Origin of the sequence: Mesorhizobium sp. L103C119B0, from assembly GCF_000502235.1 — a bacterium.
Classification (GTDB): domain Bacteria; phylum Pseudomonadota; class Alphaproteobacteria; order Rhizobiales; family Rhizobiaceae; genus Mesorhizobium.
This window is the reverse complement of record NZ_AYXE01000003.1, coordinates 642,092-654,062: the sequence shown is the minus strand read 5'-3', so window position 1 is coordinate 654,062 and position 11,971 is coordinate 642,092. Positions and strand designations below refer to the sequence as shown.

General features: G+C 59.5%; 7 protein-coding genes and 3 pseudogenes. 3 read left to right on the top strand and 7 right to left on the bottom strand.

Annotated features, from left to right (window positions below; translation table 11 throughout):
* Nucleotides 1–34: 34 nt before the first annotated feature.
* Nucleotides 35–1,297, bottom strand: a complete 1,263-nt coding sequence (locus X728_RS158860) for a hypothetical protein (RefSeq protein ID WP_023830982.1) — start codon at nt 1,295–1,297, stop codon at nt 35–37.
* Nucleotides 1,294–2,922, bottom strand: a complete 1,629-nt coding sequence (locus tag X728_RS1000000167715) for a serine protease (RefSeq protein WP_245266086.1) — start codon at nt 2,920–2,922, stop codon at nt 1,294–1,296. Before X728_RS1000000167715 ends, X728_RS158860 begins: the two co-directional genes overlap by 4 nt.
* A gap of 496 nt (nt 2,923–3,418) precedes the next feature.
* On the opposite strand from X728_RS1000000167715, the gene X728_RS158865 reads away from it, so the two are divergent.
* On the top strand, nt 3,419–4,216 hold the full coding sequence (locus X728_RS158865; RefSeq protein WP_023692429.1) for a PAN domain-containing protein: 798 nt from the start codon (nt 3,419–3,421) through the stop codon (nt 4,214–4,216).
* Between the two features lie 108 nt (nt 4,217–4,324).
* On the opposite strand, the gene X728_RS158870 is transcribed toward X728_RS158865, so the two are convergent.
* Entirely contained in the window at nt 4,325–5,071 is a 747-nt protein-coding gene (locus X728_RS158870) for a hypothetical protein (RefSeq protein WP_023692428.1), read from the bottom strand.
* Between the two features lie 735 nt (nt 5,072–5,806).
* Between X728_RS158870 and X728_RS01000000166485 the strand changes: the two are divergent.
* Nucleotides 5,807–6,510 (top strand): annotated as a pseudogene (locus X728_RS01000000166485) (tyrosine-type recombinase/integrase).
* Nucleotides 6,511–6,572: 62 nt separating this feature from the next.
* Here the strand turns inward: X728_RS01000000166485 and X728_RS1000000168490 are convergent.
* A pseudogene (locus X728_RS1000000168490) lies at nt 6,573–7,055 on the bottom strand (IS30 family transposase); the annotation flags it as partial.
* A gap of 54 nt (nt 7,056–7,109) precedes the next feature.
* Nucleotides 7,110–7,574: pseudogene (locus X728_RS1000000172230) on the bottom strand (IS30 family transposase); the annotation flags it as partial.
* 717 nt (nt 7,575–8,291) lie between these two features.
* Between X728_RS1000000172230 and X728_RS1000000171420 the strand changes: the two are divergent.
* On the top strand, nt 8,292–8,876 hold the full coding sequence (locus tag X728_RS1000000171420) for a hypothetical protein (protein ID WP_245266085.1): 585 nt from the start codon (nt 8,292–8,294) through the stop codon (nt 8,874–8,876).
* Between the two features lie 304 nt (nt 8,877–9,180).
* On the opposite strand, the gene X728_RS1000000167710 is transcribed toward X728_RS1000000171420, so the two are convergent.
* The gene (locus tag X728_RS1000000167710; RefSeq protein ID WP_023830980.1) at nt 9,181–10,221 is read right to left on the bottom strand and encodes a LysR substrate-binding domain-containing protein; all 1,041 of its coding nucleotides are present in this window, start codon (nt 10,219–10,221) and stop codon (nt 9,181–9,183) included.
* Between the two features lie 1,196 nt (nt 10,222–11,417).
* A complete protein-coding gene (locus X728_RS1000000170180) occupies nt 11,418–11,696 on the bottom strand; it encodes a DUF1127 domain-containing protein (RefSeq protein WP_023697496.1) in 279 nt (92 codons plus the stop codon).
* Between the last annotated feature and the right edge of the window lie 275 nt (nt 11,697–11,971).

The following is an 11,971-nucleotide window of genomic DNA, read 5'->3' as shown; positions in this document are numbered from 1 at the left end:
TTCGTCCTGTCAGGCTGGTGGCGGCTTGCTGCAGTCATGGAACATTGAACTCCGTGACTTTCATCTGCGTCGCGTCGTGAGACTCTTCAGTCACGCTGCCCGGGTAGCTTTGAGTGGCGTCACCCTTCTTGAGGATGACGTTGAAATCCGTCCGCCGGGCAGGATCTCCGCGCTTGTTGAACATTCTCAGGTAGACCTCGTAGTGTCCGGGCGGTGGCTTGCTCGCCCACGTTATGTGTTCGACCGGCTTGGTGCTCTCTCCATTGAGATTCATGTCGATGTCGTGCACGCCCCCGCATTTCGGCTGTCCGTCCAGAAGCACCATTCCGCCGTCCGGGCACTTCACGAAGAGGTCCAGGTCGGTCCGGTTGTTCCAGATGAGCGTCACCTGCGTCTGGCCTTCCGCACCGCCTGCGCTTTCGACGCGATTGTCTGCTTCCTGCGCTGGGTCAGTCTGCTCGGCCCTTGGCGCCGGAGCGGGGGGCTGGCACGAGTTCAGGTGCCGCCGCAGCTGCTCCTCGATGACAGCTTCTTCCGACATGAGTTCCCGCGTGCGCAAGCTACTATGGTCGACAGTCGGCTGCGGCGCCGCAAGGGCGCAGTAAGCGCCTCCGCCCTTTCCAAATGCGGTGACTCCGAACGGAAGGACCAAGCCGCAAGCCGGGAGCAGCAGCCACGCGGTCGCCCCCGCGAGTGCTACGGGAACAAGCCAAAGAAGCCTGCGGGCGACCGACTGCCACCAGGCAGGTCCAGCAGATCGCACGGGCCGCTCCGTTGCTGTGTCCGCAACAGAAGCCGTCGGCGGGCGGTCCCGGGCGGCTTCAGCAATCTGTCCCTTGCCGCTGGTTTCCGCGTCATGTTTTTCGTAACCCCATGCCGTAAGCACGAGCACTCCGTCGCTCTCGTCGGAGCCGCCGGAAACCCATACGTTCTCGTCGTCGGGGAATGTCACCGCGTTGCGCAGCGCAGTAGCCGTCGAGCGGGCTGCCGGGTCGGTGCGAGCCTCATGCGCGGCGGCCGCACGAAGAACTGCGCGGACGGATTGGTCGAGCCGCGCCTTGTAGACGGACGCCGTTTCGGGCGGGAGGTCCGTCAGCCGGACAAGAGGCTCGTCGCGCTCGGTATACCAGTCGATCCCAGAGCCGTCCTTTCGCGGCACCGGTTCGGCCAGCTCGAGCCCTATGCCCCCGGGGAATTCCCGTCCGAGCACGGCTTGAAGCCTATGGACCGAGCGCTCCGCGGTCGACCCGAGGGAACGCATCAGGCTGAGGGTCGTGGTCGCGACGAACTGGCTCATTTGACAGGGCCTTCCGTTGGCCCTGCGGCCGCGGCTATTCCCGTGGCCGGATTACACGGCTGATCGGCGCCGGCCACCGTCACGCCGTTGGCTGACAGGAACCGGATGGCGTCGCTCGCGCCGAGGGAGAAGTTCAGCTTCTGAACGTTCCCCCCGTCGAGGACTATGAAGGTGTTGACTCCGACGGCCCGGCCGCAGGCGTCCGAAAGGGGACCTCCGCTGTTGCCGGGGGAAATGTTCGCGGAATGGGTAATGACCTTTGCCGCCCCGCCCTGAGGCATGGCCATGACGTTGCCCTGCGTGACGACCATCTCAAGATTGGCAACCCCCGTGGTGTCGCCATTGAGGATCGCTCGATAAGTGCTGTCCATCGACATCACGAATGACGGAAAGCCCCCCGCGATGACGCTGTCCAGCCTGGCGATTTCCGTAGAAAGGTGCAGGGGCCTCACAGTGCTGGGGGCATCATCCACCCGAAGGAGGGCAAAGTCCGGATTTCCAGTCTCGCTGCTTGCGGATCTTGCAACGACACGGGCGGGAACCGCACGCCCGAGTGCCTTGCTGGCGACGAATACCGTCCCCCCGGCGCCCTCGACAACGTGGTTGTTGGTGAGGATTTCCCTCTGGCTCACAAAGAACCCGCTTCCAGTGCTGAGGGAGTCCGCCGAGGGTGCGAGCACGAGGACCGTCGCCGAGTCCAGGGCGGCGAGAAGCGAATGCGGTGAGCCGGGGGCAGGCGCCTGCCCGCGGGCGGCTCCTGACGCGCCGTTTTCTGTTCCACCGCCGGACTCATGGAGCGGCGGACCGAGAACAGATGAATCTGCCTCGCATGCAGCCTTTGCGAGCTCCCTTTTCATTTTGCCGATTCGCTCTTCAAGGCTCCGGTTGACCTCCTCGTTGTTCACGAGTGGAGCTGTCGGTGGCGGCGGGAGCGCTTCCGGATAAACGAGGTTGCCCGGCGAGGCCGCGTAGATCAGGCAGGCGGCGAACACCAACGAAAGGGCAGCTATGGGCCAAAGCCAAGACTGTTTGTGTCGAGCTGGCGCCGTTGATTGAGCCTCTTGCGTGGATGCTGCGGTGGCCTCGGGTGCAATCACGCGCCGCGGGGGAGACAGTCCGGCAGTGGCGAAACCTCCCAGGGCAGCCCACGCCTGACCAGGCACCCGGGGGGACATGCCGCTTGGAAGGTAGGGGCCAATTGTCTGCTCGCTGTGCCGCACGAATGCGGCGCGGGAGGAGCGGGCTTCCTCCGGCAGCACTCCCCAATTCGTGAGGACGGCGTTCTCGCCGACGGCGACGATAGAGGCTTCGTCCGCGACATTGAGCATCGCCCCAACGGTCCCGCCGATTTCCCGGTCCGCCAAGGCTGGTCGAAGCGCCTCGATCCGCGCGGCCAAGTTCGACTCGATCCGCGACCGTTTTCCCCGATCGAGTTCGCCCAGTTGCTTCGGCTCCTCGTCGAAGCTGCTGAACCACGCCACGACCAGGCGGCCGCCCTCCTGCTCCTTGGCGTTCGGTTCCGCGAACAGCCGCGAGGTGTTGTCCCCGCACAGTTCATCTATGCGGGCGAATGCCGTTTCGCAGTCGCGCCACAGCGGTTTCCCTGCGACAGCTAACACGTCCACGGCACGCGCGGACGTTGAACGAACGAAGTGGACATTGCCCCCCCGAGCCATTAGGCACCTTCCCCTTGCCGCAATAAATCGTTGACCATGCGGCGTCCCCGGCCTCATATTTCGACGTAAAAAACGCAGTGTCAACGAGCCCTCAAGTAGATTCGACTCAGATGCTTAACCTGTAGCGGGCTCGCAGCCTATTTCACGTCTTGGCGACCGTTTCTATCTTGAACCCAATTTCGCGGTGCTCATCCCCCATTTATAGCTGGAAATGCAAATTCTGGAGAATTACGGTGGCGCCGGGCTGGTATTGCCGAGCCCTAAAGGGGCATTGCCTACGGCAAAGAAAAATGAGGCAACAGGAAAGATCGCGACCTGTCATGAGAATCCTGGCTGGCCGTCTAGTTCGACCCTTCACGTCGCCAGTCATGACATCAAGCCGGCGAACTTCGCTGACTTGGCGATCAAGTCCACTTGAAACAGAATAACAGCGGCCGGGGGAAACATGTTTGCGCATCTTTTTCGCTGCGGATTCCAAGAGTTCGTGCTCGGAGTCGCCGGGTCGTCTCTGGCAACTCTCGTCCTTCTAGTCGGCATTCAACCGATCGGCGCGCAAACCACGGCAGTGTTCTTCGACTATCCCGGGACCTCACTGAACGGGTTCGTCAGCGCGCAGGTCATCGCACCCTTGGAGGCGTGTCGTTCCCTTTGCACCTCGCGTTCGGGCTGCGTTGGGTTTGACCACTCGACCGAGGGCGGCGTTTGTCGGCTTTTGGCGAGCGTAGGCTCCGCCAGCCAAAATCGGCTTTCGACGGCAGCCACGCGGAACCTGGTCGCCGGCTATCGTCCTCCCTCAAATCCACCCGAGGCGCCTTCCGCCGTCCAGCCGAAACCCGCAGTTGTGCGCTCGGAGCCGCCAGACATCAGTGGCCGCAAGGTGAGTTATCGATCGATTCCTGGCGACCCGAGGCCGATAGGCTGGGTCTATATCAATGTCTGCAGCGGAGCCCCGGTCGATGCGGCCTCAATTCGCAGTTCGATCAACGGATATGTTTTTGAATCGTTGCGCGTCATTCCGGGCAGAATTGAACAGTTTGACAGGAACACCACACCGCAATGTGCGCTGGTGCCCAAGGCCGTTGGCTATGCCTCGCCGAGCGCCGAGGAATGGAGAATTGGAGCGGTGCTGGAGGAGATGCGTCCGATCCTTCGTGCTGCAGGAGTGGGAACGCGCGCGGACGGTCTATTGCCCATGCAAGGTTCTGACCGCTACCGCATCGATATATGGCTTAGTCACGAGTGAATGCCTCGGCTTCACTGCGGGAATCGTGATCGGGATGTCCCAAGACCCTTCGACGCTAATATGCGAAGGTAAGCCCCACCGAATGGACACTTCAACGGCTCGATCCTATCAGCAGCCATCGAGTGCCTTTATGCCTTCGATGTAGTCCTTGCCGCCCTCATTCACTGTCCTCACTTCGGCGCGGCCAGTGCATGTCGTCGCACCCTTCCTGAACGCATAGCTGACGAAGAACAAGTCTTCTGCCTTCGCTTGTATGCCGAGAAGCTTAAGCGGCGCCTGCATCCCTCCGTAGAAGCCACTCAGGGCGGCTGCGGAGAGAGGACCCTTGGTGCTCTTTTCTGGAACTACAAACCGCGCCGCCTCCTTGCCGTCCCCAGTGCCGAGGGCCAGATAAAACGCCCGCACGACAGTCGCGGCAGTGCCATATTGTTCAGTGATGTCCTCTTCAGGCGCGATGCTCCCGACAACGGCCATGAGCGGGGCTCGGTGATTTGCGTTATTTGCAGCCCATCGATCAACGACGCCGACAGTCACGCGGCGTCCGATCAACGATGCCATGGCGCTTTCCATACCGCCCACCGGCACGACGTGAACCTCGCGGAAACTGGATGCGGGATCAGCAAAGTCCGCGCCCTCAAGGCAGATGTCGGCATCCAGTTCCAGTAGGTAAGTCGGCTCGGGCTGATCTCCTGCCTGCACGTCTTTGTAGTTCGGCGGCCCGGGAAGTATCCGACGATCGAGTTGGCCGCTCAGCTGCGATGGCTGCCCTTTTGAGATGTCGTAGCAGGCGGCCTGCGCTCCGCTGACCGCAACGACACCGTAGAAAACCAATGCGGTTGCCCCAAGATATTTCATAGTTCGCTCCCCACAAAGCCAATGCCATATGGCATTCATTCATGGCGTCGTTCAACCGATACATGACCGAGTGTTTTTAACCCTCGTTCTTTGCAAGATCGTCGCCAAATGCTCGATGCGCATCATAACCTCGCCGCGTGACGGCTGGGTCGGCGAACGTCAGGCAAGAGTCGGGCAGCATGTGCGCGCAGGCACTCTGTTGGTCGCCGTCGTTCCTCGGAGCGTAGGTCGTGGCCAATTTTCAAGGAGACACAGATTGCCGCGTTGTGCATTGGCGGCAGGATTGCAGTATCAGTCGAGCCGTCCCCGGGAGGGACGCATTGAGAGCTTGTCGCCAGCCAGCGGGGCACAGTTTGCACTCCTACCGGCAGACAACTCGGCCGGCAATTTCACCCACATCGTTCAACGCATACCAGTTAAGATTACCTTAGATCAGGGGAAAGCAGGCCTCGATTGCTTGCGACTCGGTATGTCAGCTTTCGTCGCAATGTCACCTGCTAGGCATCCCGGACGACAGAGTGGAACCGCAACGCGCAAATTGATGATCTGAAGTGATGGCCGACGACGGGAGGAGCTCGCCCGCTCCCATGACCAGACACGAACGTCGTCAATGGGACGGCAGCGAAACGTCCGCCTATTCACGACTTCAGCCCAAAAGCTGCCAGTCAGCTGCCGGCCCCGCAACAGTCTAGCGGCGTTTCTCTGGTGGCCAATCATGGCTGCAGGAGAAGCGAAATGGGACACTCGTGCTACGACCTCACCGACTCCGACCGCCGGGCATGGAATGCCGGGAAGAAGGTCGGGACGAAACGACCTCTGAAACCTCGACAGATATGGGCGATACGCTTCTTTCTCGATCGAGAGCTGCGTCTGCGAGACAGAGCGCTCTTCGATTTGGCGATCGACAGCAAGTTGCGCGGCTGCGATCTCGTCAAGATCAAAATCGGCAACCTCGTGGTAGGACCGGAAGTCCGAACTCGCGCGATGGTCATCCAACAGAAAACTGGCCGACCTGTTCAGTTCGAGTTGATGAGCGACGTACGCTCCAGCCTTCTCGCATGGCTGGAGCGACGCGGCGGAACAGTCGATGATTACGCGTTTCCGAGCAGGATCAATCCAAGGGCTCACATGAGTACAAGGCAGTATGCACGCCTCGTCGNTCGATGATTACGCGTTTCCGAGCAGGATCAATCCAAGGGCTCACATGAGTACAAGGCAGTATGCACGCCTCGTCGTGGGTCGAGGCGATCGGGCTTAGACCAGAGGAATACGGAACCCATTCCCTGCGTCGCACCAAGGCCTCGATTATCTACAAAGCGACGGGAAATCTGCGAGCCATCCAGATTTTGCTCGGTCATACTAAGATCGAGAACACGGTCCGCTATCTGGGAGTCGATGTTGAGGATGCTCTCGAACTTTCCGAGGCAACTGAGGTTTGATCAGGTGCGGCTCCACTTCACGAGTGGAGCCGTGACCAATTTGCGCCGGTGGGTTCAACCGGTCATCGTAACACCTTCTGTAGCCTATCGGCCGGCGTTTCGAAGTCCAGGGTTTTCGGGGTCGCTGATTGAGCTGCAGGGCGACGGCGTTGAGTTGGGCCTGCGAGACATGGGAGAGGTTGGTTTCTCTCGGGAAGTACTGCCTGAGCAGACCGTTGGTATTTTCATTGCTGCCGCGCTGACAGGGACTTCGCGGATCGCAGAAGTAGACCTGTAGATCGGTTGCAACGGTGAAGCTCATGTGCCGAGCCATCTCCTTGCCCTGGTCCCACGTTAGCGAGCGTCGTAACTCTTCGGGCAATGTGCCGATCGTCTGGGCAAGGGCCGCCACGACGGTGGCCGAGTCCCTCCTCGCCACCTTTACAAGCATCGTGAACCGGCTGTGTCGCTCCACGAGGGTGGCGATGTGCGTGTCGTTCGCGCCGGTGAGCAGATCACCCTCCCAAATGGCCTGGGATGGCGCGATCCTCAGCCTCGGCGGGGCGCTCGCGGATGGAGATCATATCGAGTATTTGTCCTTNGCTCATGTGCCGAGCCATCTCCTTGCCCTGGTCCCACGTTAGCGAGCGTCGTAACTCTTCGGGCAATGTGCCGTTCGTCTGGGCAAGGGCCGCCACGACGGTGGCCGAGTCCCTCCTCGCCACCTTTACAAGCATCGTGAACCGGCTGTGTCGCTCGACAAGGGTGGCGATGTGCGTGTCGTTCGCGCCGGTGAGCAGATCACCCTCCCAATGGCCTGGGATGGCGCGATCCTCAGCCTCGGCGGGGCGCTCGCGGATGGAGATCATATCGAGTATTTGTCCTTGCCCCGTCCGGCTCTGTGCGCCTTTTGCGAGCCGCATCTGTCGTTTGGTACACAGGTGCGCTGATAGTTCCTTCTTGAGCGCCCCTCGCGACTGGATGAATCGACTGCGATAGATCGCTTCATGAGATATCCGCATGCTTGGATCGCCTGGGTACTCTCGCCTCAGCCAGCCCGCTANGACTGCGATAGATCGCTTCATGAGATATCCGCATGCTTGGATCGCCTGGGTACTCTCGCCTCAGCCAGCCCGCTATCTGCTCCGGGGACCATTGCAGCGCTAGCTTTTGCGCCACCTGCCATCGTAGCCGCCCAGAGCTTGCCAGGCGACACTGCTTCGGGCGCAGCGCTCGCACCCAAGCATGCTTGTCGGCCCGGGTTGCACGATACGCTTGTGCACCGCCATTGCGCGAGATAACGCGACATATTGTCGATGGGGATCGCCCGAGACTTCGTGCAATAGCGCGGATCGCAAGACCCGCCGCGATCCCGCGAGAGATCTCTTCGCGTTCCGCCAGCCCGAGCGCCAAGGCCCCTCTACGCCTAGCTGACGGAGCAATGCCGCTGCGTAAGGATACGATCCGCTGAACGCCGGTCTTGTTCCGGCGGTCAAGTGCTCTGACCTCGGTTCCATCGCTCCCAAAGCTCGACCTTCTGCGCTGACGTAAACCAGATCCGTGAGGTCACCATGAAACACCTCTTCATCCTCTCAGATTAAAGCGGGTTGCGACGACCGGTTGAACCCGCCGCCTCATTCCGGTCGTTCGCCCACCTTCCGAAAACGGGTCGCCGGCGGTGAACTCAACTCTAACTTGTCGTCAGTAAGTTGTGTTCCGTGCCTCCTGGCCTAAGCGATTGCGTTCTTGCAATATCTCAGCTCAGCTCCGGCGTTAATTTAGATCAATCTAATGGACCCCTAATGAGTGCGCGCTTATCGACGGCCATTAGGATCGGGGAAGCCGGAAAGGCGATCTTCCGAAAAACTCAGAGCTTTCCAAGCCGAGAATTCGGAAAGCATGCAGACCTGAGCGAACGCGAACACGTCGGTGTTGAACCGATGCTTTTGGCGCTTTCTATGGAGCTGGCACTCAAAGCGTGGTTCGTCTTCGACCATGAAAATCCAAGAGTCGTCAAATCGCACAACCTGATAAGGCTGTTTGATCGCCTAAAGCCCGAAAGCCAAGAGAAACTCGACGCGGAGTTCAAAAGGTCANTCGGTGTTGAACCGATGCTTTTGGCGCTTTCTATGGAGCTGGCACTCAAAGCGTGGTTCGTCTTCGACCACGAAAATCCAAGAGTCGTCAAATCGCACAACCTGATAAGGCTGTTTGATCGCCTAAAGCCCGAAAGCCAAGAGAAACTCGACGCGGAGTTCAAAAGGTCAGTGGTCCCGTATCATCCCAATGGTTTCTACATCGAGTACAGCATTCGTCACATTCTGTATCAACACCAAGATNTGCCTTCACCGACTGGCGCTATCTTCACGAGGCAAAGAAATCGATGATGTTCGATCAGAGTGCTTTTGAGGCAACGCTCGAAATGGTGCTCCGTGAGTTCGAGAAGAGGTATCGNCGATGATGTTCGATCAGAGTGCTTTTGAGGCAACGCTCGAAATGGTGCTCCGTGAGTTCGAGAAGAGGTATCGGATTGAGCGGGTGAAGCCGCTTTGGCCATCCTGAATGTAGTCAGGATCGGAGGCCACGATGCGGCCTTGATTGTTTCGAGCGGTAGCTTTGGGACCGGAGCTTTCCTTGCCGGAAGGGCTAACGACCGCAACGAGGCGGGCAGCGGCCTGACCGTCCCGGGCTTCAGGACCACGTGGCCTCGTCCGAAACCCACTTATGGAACGCGGCGATACGAGGGTCGGTCCAGCAATCTTTTCTGCAACACAAATGATAGGCCTCCGTGTCGTCAGAGATCTGCATATCTTTGAACGGCAGCACCAGTTCTCCCTTGGCAATCTCGTCGTGAAGCACAGAGAGGTCTCCGATCGCGACGCCCTGGCCCATGGCCGCGGCACGATAGGCCATATCGGCACTGGGAAAAACCTCACCCGAGTTCACGTCAAGAAGGTTCGGCGCAAATCGCCCAGCCCAAACTTTCCAATCGTGCCGATCAGGCGTCTCATGCAGCAGGTTATGGTGAACCAGGTCGGCAGGAAACGTTATTGGCACGCCCCTCTCCAGTAGCTTTGGAGAGCAAACTGGGGTGCCGAACGATTGCAACACCAACACCGCCTCGATATCTTTCGGCCGATTTGGATAACCGCAGTCAAAGGCGAGATCGAACTCACCTCCGAAGAAAATTTCCCAGTCAAAAGGAGCGGTCGTTACCCGAATACCGATTGCAGGCCATTGCTGCTTGAAACGGTCAAGCCGCGGTAGCAGCCACCGAATGGAGAAGGTGGGCGGGCAGATAACCTTCAGATGCCGAGGCTGGCGTTGCACGTCTTGAGCNTCCCAGTCAAAAGGAGCGGTCGTTACCCGAATACCGATTGCAGGCCATTGCTGCTTGAAACGGTCAAGCCGCGGGAGCAGCCACCGAATGGAGAAGGTGGGCGGGCAGATAACCTTCAGATGCCGAGGCTGGCGTTGCACGTCTTGAGCTCCCGCGGCAATGCTTTCGAACGCGGCCGCCAGGATCGGTTGAAAATTGCGCCCCGCATCGGTCAAAACCAACCGGCGCGGCAATCGTCGAAACAATTCCACTTGCAATGCTGTTTCCAACAGCTTGACGTGCCTGCTGATCGCTCCTTCGGTCACGCATAGCTCCTCAGCCGCGCGCGCAAAGCTTTCGTGGCGCGCGGCTGCTTCAAAGGCCCGAAGCGCATTGAGTGAAGGGAGACGCATCGACTGTCACTACCTCAGGAATTCTGAGCCTATCCCAGAGAAAGACTGGTTTGTAGCCGGTACGCTGTCTGCCTACGCTGTCATCTGCAAGCGCGAGGTTGGCACGGAGGCCTGACGGTGAGCAACAATCTTCTTGCATCGACGTTTCAGGACTTGTCCCATGAGGTTCGAGCAATCAGAATAGCTCGCTATGTCTCAAGATGGCGGCAACGGCATTTCTACCGCCGTGACCTAGCGCGACTATCGGGGGTAGCGCCGCACATGATCGACGATATTGGATTGACGGAGGACGAAGTGGAGTCTGAACTTGCAAAGCCATTCTGGCGATGATCGGATCCTGACTAGGCCGACCACTTGAAAGCTGGAACCCTTTGTCGAGTGCGCTAAGCTCCCCTTCAGGTCAAGTCACGACGCGCCCACGCCAACCCTGAATGTCCGGCCTTGAAGATTCGCAGACCGAAGCTGCCGGTCAGCTACCGGCTCAAAAAATCTACCGGTCNTCCCCTTCAGGTCAAGTCACGACGCGCCCACGCCAACCCTGAATGTCCGGCCTTGAAGATTCGCAGACCGAAGCTGCCGGTCAGCTACCGGCTCAAAAAATCTACCAGCAATGCGCCTTAACTCGACCAGAGAGTTCAATTTTGCAGCGGCCCAAATGGAGACATCGCCGGCGACCACGCCGGACGCCGCGGTTGCGCCTCAAAATCGTTGTTAAAGAATGGCCCCTAATTCGGCTGATCAATTGCCGCCCTCAAGCGGCCTCAGCCCGCGGGGCTTTCCCTTCTCACCAATTTCCCGTCTGGTTCTGCGCTGCACTCTTAAGCGCGAGAGAGGCNATTCTGGCGATGATCGGATCCTGACTAGGCCGACCACTTGAAAGCTGGAACCCTTTGTCGAGTGCGCTAAGCTTCCCCTTCAGGTCAAGTCACGACGCGCCCACGCCAACCCTGAATGTCCGGCCTTGAAGATTCGCAGACCGAAGCTGCCGGTCAGCTACCGGCTCAAAAAATCTACCGGTCAGCAATGCGCCTTAACTCGACCAGAGAGTTCAATTTTGCAGCGGCCCGAATGGAGACATCGCCGGCACCACGCCGAACGCCGCGGTTGCGCCTCAAAATCGTTGTTAAAGAATGGCCCCTAATTCGGCTGATCAATTGCCGCCCTCAAGCGGGCTCAGCCCGCGGGGCTTTCCCTTCTCACCAATTTCCCGTCTGGTTCTGCGCTGCACTCTTAAGCGCGAGAGAGGCGGATGTATCGAAACTGTCGGCGCAGGCCGCCTCGACGTCTGCTTTGGTTAAGCCAACGTCGCGCAGAAGGAAGTTGGACAGGTGACCAAGCCCACGCTTTATGTTGCGGCGGGTCCGCCACTCACAGACAAGGGCCAGCAACCGTTCGAGCGGAGGATCAAAAAAAGTGCGCGGCACGCGCAGTGCGGTCTCGCCTAGTGTCGTTTGCGTAATGTTACGCCAGGTCATGGTAGCCTCCGTTGGGGGATGCACGAATGACGACCACCATCATGGCAGAGGACGGGAAGGCGCCAGCGCACCTTCGGAAGCACTCCGCTTCAGATTGTGAACTGGCCTTAGAGCTCCGCAAGGCCTAACCTGCGGCAAAGGAGCGGTCAGCCATGACGCGACGGCCTTACGGACTGGTCTGCCCGATCTCGCNCAAGGCCTAACCTGCGGCAAAGGAGCGGTCAGCCATGACGCGACGGCCTTACGGACTGGTCTGCCCGATCTCGCACGCCTGC

Excerpts from the sequence above, each read along its gene's own strand:
- X728_RS158860 (WP_023830982.1), bottom strand. The coding sequence starts at position 1,297 with ATGAGCCAGTTCGTCGCGACCACGACCCTCAGCCTGATGCGTTCCCTC.
- X728_RS158865 (WP_023692429.1), top strand. The coding sequence starts at position 3,419 with ATGTTTGCGCATCTTTTTCGCTGCGGATTCCAAGAGTTCGTGCTCGGA.
- X728_RS158870 (WP_023692428.1), bottom strand. The coding sequence starts at position 5,071 with ATGAAATATCTTGGGGCAACCGCATTGGTTTTCTACGGTGTCGTTGCG.
- X728_RS1000000170180 (WP_023697496.1), bottom strand. The coding sequence starts at position 11,696 with ATGACCTGGCGTAACATTACGCAAACGACACTAGGCGAGACCGCACTG.